The sequence below is a fragment of the Massiliimicrobium timonense genome, from assembly GCF_042850985.1.
Lineage (GTDB): Bacteria > Bacillota_I > Bacilli_A > Erysipelotrichales > Coprobacillaceae > Allocoprobacillus.
In genome coordinates this window covers 1,776,154-1,797,415 of sequence record NZ_AP031415.1, presented here as the reverse complement: position 1 = coordinate 1,797,415, position 21,262 = coordinate 1,776,154, and the positions used below count along the sequence as shown (strand labels likewise).

Sequence of the window (21,262 nt, the reverse complement as noted above, 5' to 3'; positions counted from 1 at the left end):
GATGTCAAAAATAAAAATTACCATTAATAATCGAGAAGTGGAAGCCTATGAAGGACAGACTGTTCTAGAAGCTGCCAAGAATAATGGCATTCATATTCCTACTTTATGCTATCTTAAAGATGTCACTGGAACGGGTGCCTGTCGTGTCTGTCAAGTCGAAGTCGAGGGTGCTAAAACTTTATGTGCAGCGTGTGTTTATCCAGTCAGAGAAGGCATGGTTATTAAGACCAATTCACAAAGAGCATTGGATGCCAGACGTAGAGTGGTGGAATTGATTGTTTCCAATCATTCTAAAGATTGTTTATCTTGTATTCGTAATACGAATTGTGAATTACAGCGTTTATGTCAGGAATTAGGTGTTCGTGAAGATGCTTTTGCTGGTGAAAAGAGTGAACCAACATTTGACACAGTTTCACCAGGTATTGTGCGTAATACATCAAAATGCGTTTTATGTGGACGTTGTGTGGAAACATGCCAAAAAGTTCAAGGATTAGGAATTTTAGGTTATATGAATCGTGGCTATAAAACGAAGGTTGGACCGATTTATGATAAAAGCTTTGATGATGTCAATTGTATGCAATGTGGGCAATGTATTAACGTTTGTCCAGTGGGTGCTTTACATGAAAAAGAAGAAATACATTATGTGATTGAGGCTTTAAATAATCCAACAAAGCATGTTGTTGTGCAAACAGCACCAGCTGTTCGTGGGGCTTTAGGTGAAGAATTTGGTATGCCTATTGGCACAAGAGTTACAGGAAAGATGGTTCATGCTTTAAAGCTAGTTGGTTTTGATAAGGTTTATGATACCAATTTTGGTGCTGATTTAACAATTATGGAAGAAGGTTATGAGTTTTTAGGACGTTTGAAAAATCAGGGGACTTTGCCAATGATTACATCATGTAGTCCGGGCTGGGTGAATTATATTGAACATGAATATCCTGATTTATTAGATCATCTGTCTACTTGTAAATCCCCTCATATGATGTTAGGGGCGATGGTGAAATCTGTCTATGCACAATCTAAAGGGATTGATCCAAAAGATATTTATGTTGTTTCGATTATGCCTTGTGTCGCTAAAAAGGGTGAAAAAATACGTCCTGAAAATAAAACAACGCATTATCAGGATGTTGATGCTGTTTTAACAACACGAGAATTAGCAAAACTGATTAAGATGTTTGGAATTAATTTTAGAGATTTAAAAGATGATGATTTTGATCAGGATTTATTTGGTGAATATAGTGGAGCTGGTGTTATTTTTGGTGCCAGTGGTGGCGTGATGGAAGCAGCCTTAAGAACAGTCGCTGATGTTTTGGCTCATGAAGACTTGACGATGATTGATTATCATGCGATTAGAGGTGTTGAAGGGGTGAAAGAGTCAACCATTAAAATTGGTGATCAGACATTAAAGGTTGCGGTTGCTCAAAGTATGTCACTGGCCAAACCATTGTTAGATGATATTCGTCAAGGTATTTCGCCTTATCATTTTATTGAAATCATGGGATGTCCGGGTGGATGCATTAATGGTGGTGGACAGCCATATGTTAATGCAACTATAAGAAATAGTGGATTTAATTTTAAAGCTGCCCGAGCCAAAGCTTTGTATGATGAGGATGTGTCTTTACCAGTACGTAAATCTCATAAAAATTCTCAAATACAGGATCTCTATCGCAATTATTTAGATCATCCTAATAGTGAAAAAGCACATCAGTTGTTGCATACACACTATAATCAAAAAGCAAAGTTTAAGTGATTTGGGAGGTTTTTATGAAGAAGTTTATACAAATAGGTTTATGTTGTTTGATGATGGGTCTTCTCATGGGGTGTCAAAAAGAAGAAACTGTGCATATTTTATGTCCAACGGGTGCTCCTGCATTAGCTTTAGTTGGAGAATATGATAACATTAGTAAAAATGGTGAAATTCAATTCGTTGATGGGACAGATCAGCTGATTGCTCAGCTATCAAAAGCCGATAGTGAGTATGATATTATCATTGCACCTATTAATATTGGTGCCCAACTGATCGCAAAAAATCAGACATCATATCGTTTAAAAAGTATTTTAACATGGGGAAATCTTTACCTTGTTGGAACATCACAGGATGCTTTGAATGAAACAGGTGAACTGGCTTTGTTTGGTGAAGGGGCTGTTCCTCAAAAGATTATAGAAACTGTTGATTTGTCTATACGTCTTGAACCGCATTATTATTCTTCAGCAACACTCGTTCAACAAAGATTATTATCTGGGCAGGTAGATGTCGGTATGCTTGCAGAACCACTTGCCAGTGCAACGATTGCTAAAGCGAAACAATCCAATGTGGATTTGTCCATTGTGGCGGATTTACAAAAAGAATATGGTGGGTCTGGTTATCCACAGGCAGCCATGTTTGTAAGGGAAGATTATCAAAATGATGATTTATTTGAATCTATTGCACATTTTACTGAAAATGGTTATCCAGATTTAAAAGAAAAACTAGAAAATATTGGTATTGAGCAGTTAGGACTACCAAGTGTAGATATGACTGTTGCTTCGATAGAACGTCAAAATGTTCATTATGTAGAGGCTAGTCAATGTGAAGATGATATCAAACAATTTCTTCAGCTTTTCAACATCACTTATGATTCAGATATGATTTTATCATGAAAAGAAAACTGATTCTTATTTTTGCTATTTTGGTTTTATGGCAGATGGCTTCTGGAATGATTCAAAAAGAAGTCATCTTGCCTTATCCCGGTGATGTTTTACAGCAAATGGTTGCACATTTGTTTCAACAGAGTTTTTATATTGCGGTCATATCGACAATCATACGGGTGATGATCGGTTTCTTTTTGGCTTTGATTATAGGTGTATTTTTAGGAATCCTGAGTGGTCTTTTTTCAGACTTTCGTCAATATATACAACCACTGATGACATTTTTTCAAACGATTCCACAAATTGGATATATTTTAATATTACTTGTCTGGTTTTCCAGTCACATAGCCTTGTTGATTATTATTTTTTTGATGCTGGTACCTACCTTCTATTTCAATACATTACAAGGAATGTTACATATTGATTCAGATTTGCAGGATATTATTCAACTCTATCATCATTCTTTTCTTTATAATTTACGTTATGCCTATTTACCTTTGATTCAAGGCTATATACTTTCAGCTATTCAAACAACATTACCATTAGGTTTAAAAGTTGGAGTGATGACAGAAATCTTTGTGTCTACACAATATGGAATAGGGAAACAATTATATTTAGCAAGAGTTCAGATTGATATGACAAGTATTTTTGCATGGGTTTTATGGATGGTGCTGATGGCTTTTTTGATGATCAAGTTATCAGATATTTTGATTCAATTTATTCAAAAGAAAAATCATTCTCTTTAAAAAAGACGAATGATTTTTAAAAATAAGTCCATACTCTTAACGAGGTGAGAATATGGATTTTCAAAATAGTCAAACAAAAGATAATTTAATGCGTGCTTTTGCAGGTGAATCACAGGCGAGAAATCGTTATACATTTGCAGGTGCTATAGCAGCAAAAAAAGGACATCATATGCTGGCAGATGTTTTCTATTTTACAGCTAATCAGGAAAAAGAACATGCTGAGATTTTTTATAACCATTTAAAAGAGCTGACAGGAAAAAGTATTATGGTTGATGGGAGTTATCCGGTGGATACCTATAATGATGTCTTATCACTTTTAAAGAGTGCCAGACATAATGAATATGAAGAATATGAAGATGTCTATCCACATTTTGGTACAATTGCCAGAGAAGAAGGTTTTCATAAGATTGCACAGGATTTTTTCAATATTGCTGAAATTGAAAAAACACATGGTCGTCGTTTTGAAAAGATGGCAACACTCTTGGAAAACGGACAGCTTTATGCATCTCAACAACCTTGTTGCTGGATGTGCTTAAATTGTGGTTTTGTTTTTGAAGGAACACAGGCACCTCAGCAATGCCCTGTCTGTTTACATGATCAAGGTTATTTTATACGTCTAAAAGACGCTCCATTTAGTTGTGAAAATGATAATTTGTAGCGTTTAAGAATATCTGATTAGGATATTCTTTTTTATTTAACATGTCTATACGCTTGTCAAAATTTAGTGTATAATAAGATTTATACTGTATGAAGGGAGGACCTATATGAAGCTAATATTACATTATCTGAAAAGATATAAAAAATTAGTATTATTAAATATTGTATCTGTTTTTGGTTTTGCACTAGTTGAACTAGGTCTACCAACAATTATTGCAGATATGATTGATCATGGGGTGACTTATCAAAATGAAAGTTATCTTTATTCGATGTGGTTTTTAACTATTGTGATTTCGGTGATTGGGGTAGCTGGAACGATTGTGCTAGGTTATTGTTGTGCGAGAATTTCTACTTCTATTACAAGAGATATGCGTAACGATATTTTTACACACATTCAAACATTTTCACCCCATGAATTTAACCATTTTGGTATTTCATCATTAATTACACGAACAAACAATGATGCTTTTCAAATTCAATTATTTGTAAATGTCTTATTAAGAACAGCTTTATTGACACCAGTTATGGTCATTATTAGTGTTTTTATGACAATGCGTACATCACTTGAATTATCTCTTATTATTGCAGCGACATTACCGGTGATTGTTGTAGGGGTTATTATTATCGCAAAGGTTTCTGAGCCTTTATCACAAAAACAACAATTATCATTGGATGTATTAAATCGTATTACAAGAGAAAATCTTTCAGGGTTAAAGGTGATTAGAGCTTTTAATAATGATGCTTATGAACAAGCTCGTTTTAATAAGACAAATGAAGAATTTACGGGTTATACAAGAAAAATCTTTAAATTAATGCTTTTAACACAACCTGTCTTTTATTTTTTCTTGAATTTAGTGACATTGGTTATTTTTTATGTAGCCAGTCATATGATTGATGCTGGAACTTTACAGGTAGGAAAACTGATCGCCTTTCAGGAATATCTTTTTCATGCTATGTTTTCTATGATGCTATTTTGTAATGTCTTTGTCATGTATCCTCGTGCAGCTGTTTCTGCAAGACGTATTAATGATGTTTTATCTACCAAATGTGATATTCAAGATCATGTGACACAAACAAAGAAGTCTACAGTTAATAAACATCATTTATCATTTCAAAATGTCACTTTTGCCTATCCTGATGGTGAGGAAGCTGTTTTAAAAAATATCTCTTTTGAAGCGACTGAGGGAGAAACAATTGCCTTTATTGGAAGTACAGGTTCTGGTAAGAGTACATTAATTAATTTGATTCCACGTTTTTATGATGTCAGCAATGGGAAAATTGAAATTGATGGTGTTGATATTCAAGATTATCGTATTGATGATTTAAGAAATAAAATTGGTTTTATTCCTCAAAAGGCGATGTTGTTTACGGGTACCATTGCAGAGAATCTCAGATATGGAAAAGCAGATGCAACTTTAGAAGAATTGGAACACGCTGCTAAAGTTTCACAAAGCTATGATTTTATTATGGAAAAACCTCTAGGTTTTGATGAAATGATTACTGAAAGTGCGACGAATGTATCAGGAGGACAAAGACAGCGTTTAAGCATTGCCAGAGCGTTGATTAGAAAACCAGAAATTTATATTTTTGATGATTCTTTTTCAGCTTTGGATTATAAAACAGATGCGATTTTAAGACATGCTTTGAAAGATGAAACAAAACATTCTATTGTTTTGATTGTTGCTCAAAGAATTTCAACGATTAAAGATGCTGATCAAATTATTGTCTTAGATGAAGGACGTATTGTTGGACATGGAAAGCATCGAGACCTTTTAAAGAATTGTCCTATATATCATGAGATTGCTTCATCTCAGCTCAGTGAGGAGGAGTTAGATTATGAATAAAAAATGGCAGGTATTAAAAAACTCTTTACAACAGATGACTCCTTTTTTCTTGCCTTATAAATGGGGATTTGTGATTGCTTTATTAATGATTGTTGTGACATGTTTTTCATTATCTATTTCTCCAATGATTGAAGGTATGATGACATCATTATTAATGGAAAATGCTATGGATATGTTACATCATATTCCTGGTGCACATGTTGAATATGATCGTGTCATGGAAATTATTGTGATGTTGTTAGGCATTTATTTATTAAAAACTGTATCACAGTCCATAACGATTGTTACATTAACAAATTCAATTCAAAAGATGATGCATGATTTAAGAAATGCTTTGCAGGAAAAGATCAGAAAGTTACCAGTCAGCTATTTTGATCAGCACCAATATGGTGATGTATTAAGTCGTATTACAAATGATGTTGATACATTATCCAATGCTTTACAACAGACATTAACAGAAATGATGAGAGGTCTTTTAATGTTAATGCTGGCTATTTTCATGATGTTTCGTATTCATGTCTTGATGACATGTATTGTTTTGTTGATTATTCCTGCTGCTTTACTGATTACACGATTTATTGTGAAACGTTCACAAAAAAAGTTTCAGGCACAACAGGATGCATTAGGAAACTTAAATGGTGCAATTACTGAAATGTATGGTGGATATCGTGAAATTTTACTTTTTAATAAACAAAAGGATGCTATTGAAAAGTTTAAGAATATTAACCAGACACTTTATCATAATGCTTTTCAGGCACAGTTTATGTCATCCATTATTTCACCATGTGTTTCACTTGTGACTTATATGATTATTGGAACAATCGGCTTTATAGGAAGTCTTTCTGTTTTAAATGGAACACTACTAGTTGGTGAATTACAGGCTTTTGTTCGTTATATCTGGCAGGTCAATGATCCGGTTTCTCAAGTAAGCAATTTATCTTCTCAAATTCAAGCAGCTTTTGCAGCTTTACATAGAATATCAGATATTTTAAATGAATCTGAAGAAAAACCAGTTGAAAATCCACGAGTTTTAACAAATGCAAAAGGCCATGTTGAATTTAAACATCTATGTTTTGGTTATCATGAAAAAGAAGTTCTTCATGATATTGATGTGAATATTCAAAGTGGTCAAATGGTTGCAATTGTTGGTCCAACCGGTTCAGGAAAAACAACTTTGATTAGTTTATTGTTACGTTTTTATGATGTGACTTCTGGAAGTATTTGTATAGATGGTGTAGACATTAGACAAATTCCACGTGAACAATTACGTTCTATGTTTGGTATGGTTTTACAAGATACATGGCTGTTTCATGGAAGTATCTATGAAAATATTCATTATGGACGTTTAGATGCAAGAAAAGATGAAGTCATTGAGGCAGCTAGACAGGCTAATGTTGATCATTTTATTCGTACATTACCAGATGGGTATGATATGATTGTCAATGAAGAAGCCAATAATATTTCACAAGGTGAAAAGCAATTATTAACAATTGCCAGAGCTATGTTGACAGACCCTCAGATTATGATTTTGGATGAAGCAACATCTTCTGTGGATACACGATTAGAAAAGAGATTACAGGATGCTATGCAAAGAGTCATGAAAGGACGTACAAGTTTTGTTATAGCGCATCGTTTATCAACAATCAAGAATGCTGACTTGATACTTGTTATTAAAGATGGTTATCTTGTTGAACAGGGAACACATGAAGAACTGTTAGAAAAAAATGGTTTTTACAGTCAGCTTTATAATGCACAGTTTCAAGAAATGTCATAATATGTGATATTATGTGAAATGACAATAAAAAAAGAAAAATGCCCTCAAACTTTCGTATAGAAAAGTAGGAGGGCATATTTTATGAAAAAAAGAAGAACAAAAATTGTAGATTTTAAAAATGATGTTTTGTTTAAATTTACTTTAAGAGATGACCAAGATCCCGATTGTTTGTATCTTTTAAAGCTGATTATTGAAAATATTGCAGGTATTGAATGTCATTCTTTAAAGGTTCAAAATCCTGAATTGAATCCCCAGCATGTAGAAGATAAGGATATGATTCTTGATATTAGAGTTATGAATGAAAATGGTGAAATTTGTGATGTAGAAATGCAAAATTCATCATTGGATAGAGAACAATATCAAAGATTTCAAATCTATGGAGCCAAATTACTTGCTGAACAACAAAAAAGAGGTGATGATTATATTGAACATATTCACCCTGTGTTTCAATTGATTTTCATTGATGATTTAGATACTGATAATTTGATGTTAATAGATAAGTATATGACGAGAAATGATTTGGGTAAAGTAGAAAGATATTGTTTAATAACGAGAATTTATATATATTTACCGTACATAAACATTTTGAAAAAAGAAAAACAAATAGGTAACTTTGATGAACTGGAAACAGCTATCTATATATTTAAAAATGGGTTGGATGATGATATAATAAAAACAGGTAAAAAGGTGGTGAAGATCATGGAAAAGAAAGTTGAAAAGTTTAATGAAGATATGATTTTACAGGATATGGCATTTCATCGTGACTTAAACAAATGGGCAAGTCATGCAAGAATTCAGAGAGTACGTGAAGAAAGTTTAAGAGAAGGGAAGCAAGAAGGTTTAAGAGAGGGGAAACAAGAAGGTTTAAGAGAAGGAAAACAAGAAGGTTTAAAATATTCTGTATTGAAATTATTTCAAAAAAGATTTTCTGAAGTTGAAACAGCTTTTCTGGATGATTTATCAGCTGAACAGTATGAAAAAATTCTTGATTTTCTCCTGGAAGGAGCTACTCTTGAGGATATTTATCGTTTTGTTAATAAAGGAGTAAGTGGTTGATTTTGAGGAAGTTTGACCTGATTCTTGAAGGAATCAGGTTTTTATATCTTGAAAATTGTTTGCCTTTTACTTTTAAGAATAAGTTGTGTATAATAGTAAAAACAAAGAGGGGCTGAAATCGTGAATATCAAAGACATTAAAAATCATGCAAATAAAATTTATATACAATATCGAAAACAGATTATACCTGAATTTTTTTACGTGGGTTATGTCGGTGTCTTGGCTCAATATTTAAGAAGTGGTATCTTTTCTTTTTTTGTATCACTGTTTTTATGCTCTATTAGTCATGGCTATGTGAAATGTGCAATGAAGTTAGTTGATTTTCCTAAACCGGTATTGGATTATCATGATTCACTGAATGGAATCATCTGTTTTCCAAAAGTAGCTCCTGCTTATTTAATGAGAAAAGCAGTACTTGTTGTGTGCACACTTATCTGTTTGCTTCCTTCTTTTTTTACCATTCAAAGTTTAATACCTGAATTTTCAATAGAATGGTTTTCATCATTAGGCAATACGCTGATTCAAACAGAATATTTTATTCCTAAATTTCAATACTTATCATTGATTATGGAAAATACATTTTTAGTAGGAAATATTATACTATGTATCCTAGTCTATCTTTTTTTGACAGCTTTATTTATGCCGGTGCCTTATGTAATGGAATTAGAAGAATTTTCTTGGAGTGAATGTTTAAGCTATTCCATGCGTCTGATGAAGAAAAAACTCTTTTCATTTGCTTATCTTTATTGTTTTTATATGTTTAGACATGCTTTATATTGGATTGTGACAGGATGTGTTGTTTTATGGATTGGTCGTTTAAATGAAATTTTGATGTTGTTTTGTATGATTACGTCATTGTTTTTATATATTGAGGTCTTTAAAGGAAGATTTGAAATTGCTAAATATTTATTTTATAAAGAAATGAGTGAAGAATATCATGAGAAAAATTGAAAATATAAAACGAATCATTATTAAAATAGGTTCTTCATCATTGTGTCATTCAAATGGTTATATCGATCAACAGAAAGTATTATATTTTGTTATGCAGATAGCGCGATTAATTGAACAAGGGAAAACGGTCGTTATTGTTTCTTCAGGGGCGATTAGTGCAGGGATGGGTGCTATGGAACTTTCATGTAAGCCAGAAACATTGCCTCAAAAACAGGCACTTGCAGCCATTGGACAGGCAAAACTTATGCAAATTTATGAAGAAATCTTTCAACTTTTTCATTTAAAATGTGCACAAGTTTTACTGAATCATGGGGATTTTGATGATCGTCAACGTTTGATGAATCTTTCTCATACTATGAATGCTTTGATTGATTATGGCGTGATACCTATTGTCAATGAAAATGATGCTTTGGCTGTAGAAGAAATTAAGGTTGGGGATAATGATACGCTTTCAGCTTTGCTGGTTCCTGTGATTGATGCAGATTTGCTTATTTTAGTTAGTGATATTGATGGACTTTATACAGATAATCCTCATGTCAATCCTCAAGCGCAACTTTTAAAATATGTAGAAAGAATTGATGAAAGAATTGAAAAGATGGCATCAGGATCTTCATCAAAGTTAGGAACTGGGGGTATGGCAACCAAAATCAAAGCAGCTAAGATTGTCAATGACTATGGAAAAGATATGGTCATTGTGAGTGGTCAAAAACAAAATGCTCTTTTGCATATTTTTGATGAACATGAAGAAGGAACATGGTTTAATGGACAAAGTGGAAAGAATTTAAATGCAAGAGATCATTGGTTGACTTATCGTAGTCATTCTAAAGGAAAAATTATTGTTGATAAGGGAGCTAAACAGGCACTAAAGGAACATAAAAGTTTATTGCCTTCAGGGATTATGGATGTCAAAGGATCGTTTTTATCAGGGCAAGTTGTGGATATTATTGATCAGGATGAGCAAATCATTGCAAAAGGGATTGTTCAATATTCAAGTTTGGAAATTATGCTGGTCAAGGGACATCAAAGCTTTGAGATGAAAAAGATTTTAGGAAATTATGATTATGATGAAATTGTTCATGCGAATAATATGGTTATATTAGGAGGGAAATCCAATGAATAAGAATCTTCTGGAACAATTGGTTCAAGCCAGACAGGCTCAGCGTCAAATGATGAATATGTCAACAGATAACAAAAATAAGGCTTTGCAAAATATTGCGAAAACATTAAAAGAGCATATTCCTGACATTATCATAGAAAACCAAAAAGACATTGAAAATGCAAAGAAAACAGGAATGTCAAAAGCAATGCTGGATCGTTTGTTATTAAATGAAGAACGTATTTTGGGTATTTGTGATGATGTTTTAAAGTTAATTCATTTAAAAGATCCTGTTGGGGAAATTGTAAGAGAAATCAAACGACCTAATGGATTGTTGATTCAACAAGTCCGTATTCCGATTGGTGTTTTTGGTATTGTTTATGAAGCACGACCTAATGTCACTATTGATATTGCCTGTTTATGTATCAAATCCGGAAATGTCTGCTTATTAAAGGGTGGTAAAGAGGCCATTCATTCTAATCGTATACTTGTGTATTACATGCAAAAAGCTTTGCAAGATTTACTTCCTGTAACATCTGTTCAATTGATAGATTATGGTGGACGTGAAATGGTTGATGAATTGATTCGTGCCTATGGTTATGTGGATGTTGTGGTTCCACGTGGAGGAGCAGGATTGATTCAACATGTTGTGCAAAATGCAACAGTTCCAGTGATTGAAACAGGAGCAGGAAATTGTCATTTATATATCGACAAAGAAGCAGATATGGAAAAAGCAATAGATATTAGTGTGAATGCGAAAATCCAAAGACCATCTGTTTGTAATGCGATCGAAACAATTCTTGTTCATCAAGATATTGCAGCTAAATATTTACCATTATTATATGAGCAGTTTCAAAACTGTGTAGAAATACGAGGGGACCAAAGTGTTCAAAAATATATTCCTTGTCAACAGGTGACAAGAGAGGATTATGCAACAGAATATGATGATTATATTGTCGCAATCAAAGTTGTTCAAGATGTCAAAGAAGCTGTGGGACACATTGCTCAATATTCGACGAAACATTCAGAAGCTATTATTACAGAAAATATCCAAACAGCAGACTATTTCTTGAGTCATGTGGATTCAGCCTGTGTTTATCATAATGCCTCAACTCGTTTTAGTGATGGTGGTGAATTTGGCTTTGGAGCAGAACTAGGAATTAGTACCCAAAAGCTACATGCTAGAGGACCACTAGGCTTACAGGAAATGACATCTTATCAATATAAAATATATGGAAATGGACAAGTCCGTGAATAAGGGATAAAAATTTTATTTTTGTCCTTTTTGTTTATTTAATTGAATTATGAGATTCACTTTTTATATTGACATTAATTAGTCGACTAAGTATAATGATTAGTGCACTAAGTAATAGGAGGGAAAGTATGGAATATCAATGTTTTAGTGAAATGATGGAAGAAATGAGAGAGATTCATAAAATGATTCAAAAATTAACATCTCAAAAATGTCATCATTTAACAATGGAACAACTCAAACTCATTTTTTTGATTGCTCATGCACAAATGAATCAAAAGGAGATTGCCCAAAAACTTCGTATTACTGAGGCAACACTTTCAGTAAGAATCAAAAGATTGGTTGATATGGGGTTTATTGAAAGGAAATTAAATGAAGATGATAAAAGACATTATTATATTGTTTTGTCTTCTCAAGGTAAAGCAGTCATTGAAGAAATGAAAAGAGATTTTCATTATGTTCATCAAGTTGTTTGTAAAGATTTAACTGATGAAGATTATCAATCTGTTTTAAAAGTTGTGAAAAAAATAAAAAGGAATTTAAAGGAGGAGATTGAGTGACTAAGTTACGTAAATTTGCCTATAAGTTTTGGCTGCCAATTATTTTGTGTATTGGTTTTGTTTTTATTCAATCACAATCAGAATTGGCATTACCAGACTATATGAGTGATATAGTGACAAATGGGATACAAGCTGGTGGATTTGATACATCAATAGGTGAAGTTTATAGTCAAGATACTTTTGAACATCTCTTGATTTTTGCAGATGAAAAGCAAAAAGATATCATTGAATCAAGCTATACGTATGTTTCATATGAAGATTTATCTGATGATATTAAAAAAGAGTTTCCACATTTGCAAGATGCTTATGTTCATAACAGTATGACTCAAGAACAGAATCAAAAGCTGGAAAATGCATTGATAAAGCCAATGCTTATGGTTTCAGCCATTGATTCAATGGACCCTAACTCAAAAGAATATCAACAATTATTTCAAAATGTACCAGAAGGTATGGATATTTATCAGGTTTTTTCAATGATGGATGAACAGGCCAAAAGTCAAATGACAGCAAAAATTGATGCTCAAATTGAAACAATGGGTGAATCAACGATGTTAGTTGCAGCTGGAAATGGTGTCAAAAATGAGTATATGGCACTAGGGGCAGACGTTGATCAAATGCAGACAGAGTATATCTTTATGTCTGGATTGAAGATGTTAGGTATTGCTTTACTTGGTTCATTGGCAGCAATGGCATCAGCATTCCTTTCTTCACGAGTAGGGGCTGGATTTGCCAGAGATTTAAGACGTGCCGTTTTTAAGAAGGTCGAAAGCTTTTCTAATAGTGAATTTAATAAGTTTTCAACAGCTTCACTTATCACACGTACAACAAACGATATTACACAAGTCCAAATGTTGATGATTATGTTGCTTCGTATTGTTTTATTTGCACCTATGATGGGTGTTGGAGCATTAATTAAAGCTTTTACCCATTCATCATCTATGACATGGATTATTTTGATGATTTTATTTGTCATTACACTTGTCATTGTGATTTTGATGAAAGTTGTTTTACCAAAATTTAAAATTATTCAATCATTAATTGACAGATTAAACTTAACTATGCGTGAAAATTTAACAGGTGTTCTTGTGATTAGAGCTTTTGGTAATGAAAAACATAGTGAAGAACGTTTCGATAAGGCCAATAATGATTTAACAACAGTCAACTTATTTGTCAATCGTGCGATGGCTACATTAATGCCAGTCATGATGTTTATTATGAACTTTGCAACTGTTCTGGTTGTTTGGGTTGGTTCACAACAATTAGATTTAGGACATATTGCGATTGGAGAAATGATGGCTTTTATTCAATATGCTATGCAGATTATTATGTCATTCTTGTTTATTGCGATGATATTTATTATGATTCCTCGTGCCAGTGTAGCTGCTGATCGTGTTTATGAAGTTTTATCAACAGAATTAACAATTCAAGATCCACAACAACCTGTTGATTTTGATCCAAAACAACAAGGAGTTGTTGAATTTAAAGATGTGTCTTTCCAATATCCGGGTGCTCATGAACCTGTTTTAAGTCATATTACCTTTACAGCAAAACCAGGACAAACAACAGCGTTTATTGGTTCTACAGGTTCTGGAAAGAGTACCTTAATAAATTTGATTCCACGTTTCTATGATGTGAGTGCTGGTGAAGTCATTGTGGATGGTGTCAATGTTAAAGATGTGAAGCAACATGATTTAAGAGAACGTATAGGTGTTGTTCCACAAAAAGGTGTTTTATTCTCTGGAACGATTCGTTCTAACTTACAATATGGGGCTCATGATGCCACTGATGAAGAATTGAATGAAGTGATTCGTGTAGCACAGGCAAAAGAGTTTGTGGATGCCAAACCGGATGGTTTAGATGAAGCTATTTCACAAGGTGGAACAAATGTTTCTGGTGGACAAAAACAACGTTTAGCAATTGCAAGAGCTCTTGCAAAAAATCCAGAGATTTTGATTTTTGATGATAGTTTTTCAGCATTGGACTTTAAGACAGATGCGATTTTAAGAAAAGAATTAAATCAGTTAATGGAAAAGAATCATAATACTGTATTGATTGTTGGACAAAGAATAGCTTCTATTATGGATGCTGATCAGATTATTGTTTTAGATGATGGAAAAATTGTTGGAAAAGGAACTCATGAAGAATTGATGAAATCTTGTCAAGTTTATCAGGAGATTGCTTATTCACAACTTTCAAAGGAGGAATTAGCCAATGCCTAGAGGACACATGGGTGGTAGACAGATGTCTAATGAAAAAGCTAAGGACTTTAAGGGAACGATTCAAAAATTATTTGCACATTTACGTCCCTATTATGTGAAATTTATATTTATCTTTATATTTGCTGCAGGATCAACAATCTTTTCTATTTTTGGACCGAAAGTATTGGCTCAGGCAACAGATAAATTAAGTGAAGGAATAATGGCTAAGGTTTCACATACAGGTGGTATTGATTTTGATGCAATCTTTCAAATTCTTATTTTCCTTGTCTGTATTTATTTGTTCAGTGCTTTATTAAATTATATTCAAGGATTTTTAACTTCAGGTATATCTCAAAAAGTTGCTTATGATTTTAGAAAAGAAATTTCAGAAAAAATGGATCGTTTGCCATTGAGTTATTTTGATACACATTCGAGTGGGGATACCTTATCACGTGTAACCAATGATGTTGATTTGATTGCGCAATCATTGAATCAGAGTTTAACACAGGTGGTGACATCTTCCGTTACAGTTATTGGTATTTTAATCATGATGCTGACAATCAGTATTCCAATGACATTATTAGCGCTATGTGTGTTACCTATTTCAATGTTTTTAATGACTAAAATCATGAAAAGAACACAAAAGTACTTTATTTCACAACAAACAAGTTTAGGAAATGTGAATGGTCACATTGAAGAAATGTATGGTGCTCATCAAGTGGTAAAAGCATTTAATGGCGAAGAAGATTCGGTCGCACGTTTTGAAGACTATAATGATGATTTATATAACTCTGCATGGAAATCACAGTTCTTTTCTGGCTTGATGCAACCACTTACAACATTTGTTGGAAATATTGGTTATGTGGGTGTATGTTTGTTAGGTGGATTTTTAGCCAGTGGACAAATGATTTCGATTGGGGATATTCAGGCATTTATTCAATATGTGCGTCAATTTAACCAACCGATTACTCAACTTGCTCAAATTATGAATCAATTACAATCGACTGCAGCTGCTGCAGAACGTGTGTTTGAATTTTTAGATGAACCAGAGATGGAAGAAGAACATGCTTTGGTCACTAGTGCCCAAGTCCATAACATGCAAGGAAGTGTTACATTCAACCATGTTCAATTTGGCTATACGCCAGAAAAAACAATCATTCACGACTTTTCTATGCATGTTCATGCTGGACAAAGTGTTGCAATTGTTGGACCAACAGGTGCGGGGAAAACAACGATTGTCAAATTGTTAATGCGTTTTTATGAATTGAATAGTGGGCATATCTTAATTGATGGAAAAGATATTACACAATTTGCCAGAAGTGATTTAAGAAGTTTGTTTGGTATGGTTTTACAAGATACATGGTTATTTGGTGGAACGATTCGTGAAAACTTAAAGTATGGAAAATTAGATGCAACAGATGAAGAAATGTATGAAGCCTGTCGATTGGCATATGCTGATCATTTTATTAATACTTTAGAAGATGGTTATGATACAATCATTAATGAAGAATCTAATAATATTTCACAGGGACAAAAACAATTATTAACTATAGCCAGAGCTTTTCTTGCGAATCCTAAAATCTTGATTTTAGATGAAGCAACTTCATCTGTTGATACAAGAACAGAAGTATTGATACAAAGAGGTATGGATAAATTGATGGAAGGAAGAACAAGCTTTATTATTGCTCATCGACTTTCTACGATTAAGGATGCTAATACGATTATTGTCATGAAAGATGGCGATATTGTAGAATTAGGAAACCATGAGTCATTACTTGCAAAAAATGGATTCTATGCCGAATTGTATCAATCACAATTTGAATCAAGTCATGAATAACTTACTCATCTTGAGTAAGTTTTTTTGTTTTAGTAAAATTATATATTTTTTACTAAAATAAATACAGTTTTATAAAGAAAATGAGTTAAAAATTTAAAATAAAAAGTATATTTAGTAAAAAAATAATCAAAATAAGTAAAAATATAAGTAAAATTATAATAAAAATATTGAAATTTTATGTAAAAAAATATATAATAAAAATGGATATAAAACATCGATGTTATCGTATCTAATATGAATAAAAAAGGAGAATATTATGTATCAAAGATTTATGGACTTTATGTCTGAAAAACTGCTGCCAATAGCAACTAAGATTGGTTCTCAAAAACATCTTGTTGCTCTTCGTGATTCATTTATAGCAACTATGCCTGTTGTTATGACTGGTTCAATTGCATTATTGATTAATGCATTTCTTTCAGATTTTCCTGCAGAATTTGGGTGGACACAAATTACAGAAATATTTCAATGGTTAATTACTATTAATGGTTTGATATACAATGGTAGTTTAGCTATTGTCTCATTAGTGTTTATCTTTGCTTTGGGTTATAACATTGCCAAAGTTTATGAAACCGATAAATTATCTGGAGGTTTGGTTGCACTTGCATCTTTTATTATTTCATTAGGAACATCTATGACACAAACATTTCAATTGTCTGGGATAGAAAGTCATTTTGCTGAAATTATTAATAATATTACTGGATTGTCATATGCGAATAATCAGTTATCTGTAACTATCAGTGGGCTTATTCCAGGAAATCAGATTAATTCACGTGGATATTTTACAGCAATTATTATTGGATTTTTAGCTGTTATTATTTTTAGTAAATGTATGCAAAAGAAATGGACTATTAAATTACCTAGTTCAGTGCCACCAGCAATTGCAGTTCCATTTACTTCTATTATTCCAGCATTTATTGCTATGTATGTTGTTGCAATTGTCACTTATATTTTCAATCAAGTGACAGGACAATTAATTATTGATTGGATTTACAATGTGTTACAAACACCATTATTAGGTTTATCACAAAATCCATTATCTATTATTATGGTTGCTTTTTTAACTCAATTATTTTGGTTTTTTGGTATTCATGGTGGAAATGTTATGGCGCCAATTATGGAAGGTGTCTTTGGAGTTGCTCTTTTAGCGAATTTAGAGGCTTATCAATTAGGAAAAGATATTCCTTATTTATGGACAAGTGTCTCTTATGGAGCTTTTGTCTGGTATGCTACACTAGGACTTTTGATTGCTATATTTTGGCAATCTAAAAATAAGCATTATCGAGAAGTGGCTAAGCTAGGAGTTGCACCAGTTATTTTCAATATTGGTGAACCTGTAATGTATGGTCTTCCAACAGTCTTGAACCCTCTTATGTTTATTCCGTTCTTACTATGCCCAGTTGTTTTATCAGCAGTCGCATATGGAGCAACTGCATTAGGATTGATGGCTCCAGTTACACAAAATGTTACTTGGGTTATGCCACCCGTACTCTATGGTTTCTTCGCAACTGGTTTTGATTGGAGAGCAATTATTTGGTCGCTTATTAATTTAGGTTTAGCAATCATCATTTATTTACCATTTGTTAAACTGGCTAATAATCCAAAATTTGAAGAATTATAAAGGAGAGAAATGATTTGGGAAGTATTGAAGTTAAAAAGGAATTTTATATAAATGGTAAAGCTATAAAAATTATTTCGGGAGCTGTTCATTATTTTAGAATTGTGCCTGAATATTGGAAGGATACTCTGCTAGATCTTATTGATATGGGGTGTAATACTGTAGAAACATATGTTCCATGGAATCTTCATGAACCAAAACAAGGAGAATATGATTTTGATGGAATCAAAGATATTGAAAAATTTTTAGCTTTGGCTCATCAATTGGGCTTATATGTTATCCTACGTGCATCACCATATATTTGTGCTGAATGGGAAATGGGTGGATTGCCAGCCTGGCTACTAAAATATCCTGGGATAAGATTGAGGACTGATAATGATCAATATATGAAGTGCCTTGAACAATATTTCTCAATACTTTTACCAAAAGTTTCTCCATATCAGATTCATCAAAATGGGTCAATTATTTTAGCTCAATTAGAAAATGAATATGGTTCATATGGCGAAGATAAAACATATCTTAAAAAGGTTTATAAACTTATGCGTGATTATGGTATTCAAGTTCCTATTTTTACTGCTGATGGAACTTGGGATGAAGCTTTGGAAGCCGGTAGTTTATTAGATGGAGATGTTTTTCCGACAGGTAATTTTGGTTCACATGCTAAAGAAAATATTGAGATATTAAAAAAATTTATGCATAGACATCATATTGAAGCACCTCTTATGTGCATGGAATTTTGGGATGGCTGGTTTAACCGCTGGAAACAAGAGATTGTTCGTAGAGATCCTTTAGAATTTATTGAGAGTGCTAAAGAAATGTTAGAACTTGGTAGTGTGAACTTTTATATGTTTCAAGGTGGGACAAATTTTGGTTGGATGAATGGATGCTCTGCAAGAAAAGAAAAAGACCTCCCTCAAATTACTTCTTATGATTATGATGCTATTTTAACTGAGTACGGAGCAAAAACTGAAAAATATCATCTTTTAAGAGAATTGCTGACTGGACAAAGTCATCGCCTTGGCAATCGTAGAATTACGAAATCTTATGGATATGTGAAATGTCATAAAAAAGTATCCCTTTTTAATGTGCTAGAACAAATATCAACAATTGTGGAAAGTTCATGGCCAATGACGATGGAAGAACTAGACCATTACTACGGGTATGTTGTTTATAAACATTGTTTTTCAAGTTATACAAAAGAGTCTAGGTTAAGAGTGATTGATGCTCGTGATCGTATTCAAGTATATGTCAATAATCACTTTGTTGCTACACAATATCAAGATGAAATAGGTGATGAAATTTTATTTGAGGCATCTATGAATCATCAGAATGACTTAAAAATTCTAGTTGAAAATATGGGTAGAGTCAATTATGGAGCTAAATTGCAAGCTGATACACAAAAGAAAGGGATTCGCACGGGTGTATTATTGGATATACATTTTACAAAAAAATGGAAGCATTATTGCTTGAATTTTGATAAAACTGATGCCATAGATTGGTCTAAAGAATATGAAGGTGGTCCAGCATTTCATCAATTTATTTTTATCATTGAAGATGAGCCCCAAGAAACGTTTGTTGATGTTTCAAAATTTGGAAAAGGTGTTGTTATTGTAAATGGACATCATTGTGGCAGGTTTTATCAAGTTGGACCAACTGGTTCTCTTTATATACCTGGACCATTTTTGAAAAAAGGGCAAAATATAATCATTATATTTGAAACTGAAGGGATATTTGCTGATGAGATTATACTTAGTGATAGACCTGTATATATCGATGTTCATGTATAAAATGCTATTCGTATATTAACTCTATTCTTTTTATAAGGATAGAGTTTATTGTTATTTCGTGTCATATCTCATATAAGTGTGGAAATTTTATAGGAATTCACTTATAATAAAGAAAAATATGAGGAGGGGAACATGCAATGGTTACTTTAAAGGATGTTGCAAAATATGCTAATGTATCTATCGCAACTGTATCGCGAATATTAAGGGATGATGATTCTTTAAACGTTTCTTTAGAAACGAGAAAAAAAGTACAAGAAGCTGTTGTAAAACTAAACTATGTACCTAAACCAAGAAAATCATCACAACAGAATACAAAACTTGTTGTTGCTGTTATTCAATGTTATACATATGAGCAGGAAATTCGAGATACATATTATATTACTTTATTGCAGGCTGTAGAAAAATATTTTAAGACACATCATATTGCAATGAGAAGAGTTCGTGAAGGTGATATTGATGTAGAAAGTATTTTGCAAAATGTACAAGGAATTATTTGTATTGGAAAAATTTCTTCTTCTCATCTTGAAAAATTATGTGAAATAACAAATAATATTATTTTTTTAGATATGGATATGAGTCCTATTAAAAGATGTTGTATTACTTTGGATTTTGATGATGCAATGTATCAAGTTGTTAAGTATTTTCATGATCTAGGACATAAAAAAGTTGGTTTTTTAGGAAGAAGTGAATATAATGAATTGAATCATCATATTCAGACAAGGAAAAGAAGTTTTATAAAGTATTGTCAAGAATTTCATATGGATTATCAAGAGTTTTCTATAGAAAAAGATTTAACGAGTGAGGCTGGATACAATCTGATTTATGAACATGCAAAGGAACTTCCAAGTGCATTGTTTGCTGTTAATGATCCAATTGCAATAGGAGCTATAAGAGCATTGCAAGATTTGAATATCCGTGTTCCTCAAGATATTTCTATTATAGGATTTAATAATATTGATGCAGGAAATTTTACATCGCCTTCGTTATCGACTGTTTATGCACCTGCTGATGAAATGGGAGAATTAGGAGCATCATTACTACATCAATCTTTAACTTGTGGGATAAAGTTAAATGCAATGAGAATACAATTGCCATGTTATTTAATTGAAAGAAATTCAAGTGTACAATATTGTCAAGAATAAATGATTATAGAAAAATATGGATTTTTGTTAACCACAATTAAAATTGTGTCATGAATAACTTACTCATTTTGGGTAAGTTATTTTTATGTTTTTAGATACTTTTAAAAATTTATATAAAA

16 protein-coding genes are annotated in these 21,262 nt (G+C 32.6%); all 16 read left to right on the top strand.

Annotated elements, in window-relative coordinates; translation table 11 throughout:
• Nucleotide 1: 1 nt before the first annotated feature.
• The 16 genes from ACGHJ8_RS09360 to ACGHJ8_RS09285 all read left to right on the top strand — a co-directional run bounded on the left by ACGHJ8_RS09360 (nucleotide 2) and on the right by ACGHJ8_RS09285 (nucleotide 21,143).
• Entirely contained in the window at nucleotides 2-1,750 is a 1,749-nt protein-coding gene (locus tag ACGHJ8_RS09360; RefSeq protein WP_390539990.1) for an NADH-dependent [FeFe] hydrogenase, group A6, read from the top strand.
• A 14-nt stretch (nucleotides 1,751-1,764) separates the two neighbouring features.
• On the top strand, nucleotides 1,765-2,640 hold the full coding sequence (locus tag ACGHJ8_RS09355; protein ID WP_390539988.1) for a hypothetical protein: 876 nt from the start codon (nucleotides 1,765-1,767) through the stop codon (nucleotides 2,638-2,640).
• Complete coding sequence (locus tag ACGHJ8_RS09350) at nucleotides 2,637-3,374, top strand: ABC transporter permease (protein WP_390539986.1); 738 nt, start codon at nucleotides 2,637-2,639, stop codon at nucleotides 3,372-3,374. The genes ACGHJ8_RS09355 and ACGHJ8_RS09350 overlap by 4 nt, the downstream gene beginning before the upstream one ends.
• Before the next feature lie 52 nt (nucleotides 3,375-3,426).
• On the top strand, nucleotides 3,427-4,032 hold the full coding sequence (gene rbr, locus ACGHJ8_RS09345) for a rubrerythrin (RefSeq protein ID WP_390539984.1): 606 nt from the start codon (nucleotides 3,427-3,429) through the stop codon (nucleotides 4,030-4,032).
• 106 nt (nucleotides 4,033-4,138) lie between these two features.
• Nucleotides 4,139-5,875 (top strand): ABC transporter ATP-binding protein, encoded by a 1,737-nt coding sequence (locus ACGHJ8_RS09340; protein ID WP_390539982.1) that lies wholly within the window; start codon nucleotides 4,139-4,141, stop codon nucleotides 5,873-5,875.
• Nucleotides 5,868-7,649: an ABC transporter ATP-binding protein gene (locus tag ACGHJ8_RS09335; protein ID WP_390539980.1), complete on the top strand. Its 1,782-nt coding sequence runs from the start codon at nucleotides 5,868-5,870 to the stop codon at nucleotides 7,647-7,649. The genes ACGHJ8_RS09340 and ACGHJ8_RS09335 overlap by 8 nt, the downstream gene beginning before the upstream one ends.
• A gap of 81 nt (nucleotides 7,650-7,730) precedes the next feature.
• Nucleotides 7,731-8,705: an Rpn family recombination-promoting nuclease/putative transposase gene (locus tag ACGHJ8_RS09330; protein ID WP_390539978.1), complete on the top strand. Its 975-nt coding sequence runs from the start codon at nucleotides 7,731-7,733 to the stop codon at nucleotides 8,703-8,705.
• Nucleotides 8,706-8,825: 120 nt separating this feature from the next.
• Nucleotides 8,826-9,656 (top strand): hypothetical protein, encoded by an 831-nt coding sequence (locus ACGHJ8_RS09325; RefSeq protein ID WP_390539976.1) that lies wholly within the window; start codon nucleotides 8,826-8,828, stop codon nucleotides 9,654-9,656.
• Nucleotides 9,643-10,776 carry a glutamate 5-kinase gene (gene proB / locus ACGHJ8_RS09320; protein ID WP_390539974.1) on the top strand — a complete coding sequence of 378 codons (1,134 nt, stop codon included), beginning with the start codon at nucleotides 9,643-9,645 and terminating at the stop codon, nucleotides 10,774-10,776. The genes ACGHJ8_RS09325 and proB overlap by 14 nt, the downstream gene beginning before the upstream one ends.
• Nucleotides 10,769-12,010: a glutamate-5-semialdehyde dehydrogenase gene (locus ACGHJ8_RS09315; protein ID WP_390539972.1), complete on the top strand. Its 1,242-nt coding sequence runs from the start codon at nucleotides 10,769-10,771 to the stop codon at nucleotides 12,008-12,010. The genes proB and ACGHJ8_RS09315 overlap by 8 nt, the downstream gene beginning before the upstream one ends.
• Before the next feature lie 125 nt (nucleotides 12,011-12,135).
• Nucleotides 12,136-12,564, top strand: a complete 429-nt coding sequence (locus ACGHJ8_RS09310) for a MarR family winged helix-turn-helix transcriptional regulator (protein ID WP_390539970.1) — start codon at nucleotides 12,136-12,138, stop codon at nucleotides 12,562-12,564.
• Nucleotides 12,561-14,783, top strand: coding sequence for an ABC transporter ATP-binding protein (locus tag ACGHJ8_RS09305; RefSeq protein WP_390539968.1), 2,223 nt, complete (start codon nucleotides 12,561-12,563; stop codon nucleotides 14,781-14,783). Before ACGHJ8_RS09310 ends, ACGHJ8_RS09305 begins: the two co-directional genes overlap by 4 nt.
• Entirely contained in the window at nucleotides 14,776-16,599 is a 1,824-nt protein-coding gene (locus ACGHJ8_RS09300) for an ABC transporter ATP-binding protein (protein WP_390539966.1), read from the top strand. Before ACGHJ8_RS09305 ends, ACGHJ8_RS09300 begins: the two co-directional genes overlap by 8 nt.
• A gap of 256 nt (nucleotides 16,600-16,855) precedes the next feature.
• Complete coding sequence (locus ACGHJ8_RS09295) at nucleotides 16,856-18,217, top strand: PTS sugar transporter subunit IIC (protein ID WP_390539964.1); 1,362 nt, start codon at nucleotides 16,856-16,858, stop codon at nucleotides 18,215-18,217.
• A 14-nt stretch (nucleotides 18,218-18,231) separates the two neighbouring features.
• Nucleotides 18,232-20,001 (top strand): beta-galactosidase family protein, encoded by a 1,770-nt coding sequence (locus tag ACGHJ8_RS09290; protein ID WP_390539962.1) that lies wholly within the window; start codon nucleotides 18,232-18,234, stop codon nucleotides 19,999-20,001.
• A 137-nt stretch (nucleotides 20,002-20,138) separates the two neighbouring features.
• A complete protein-coding gene (locus tag ACGHJ8_RS09285; RefSeq protein ID WP_390539960.1) occupies nucleotides 20,139-21,143 on the top strand; it encodes a LacI family DNA-binding transcriptional regulator in 1,005 nt (334 codons plus the stop codon).
• The last annotated feature ends 119 nt before the right edge of the window (nucleotides 21,144-21,262 follow it).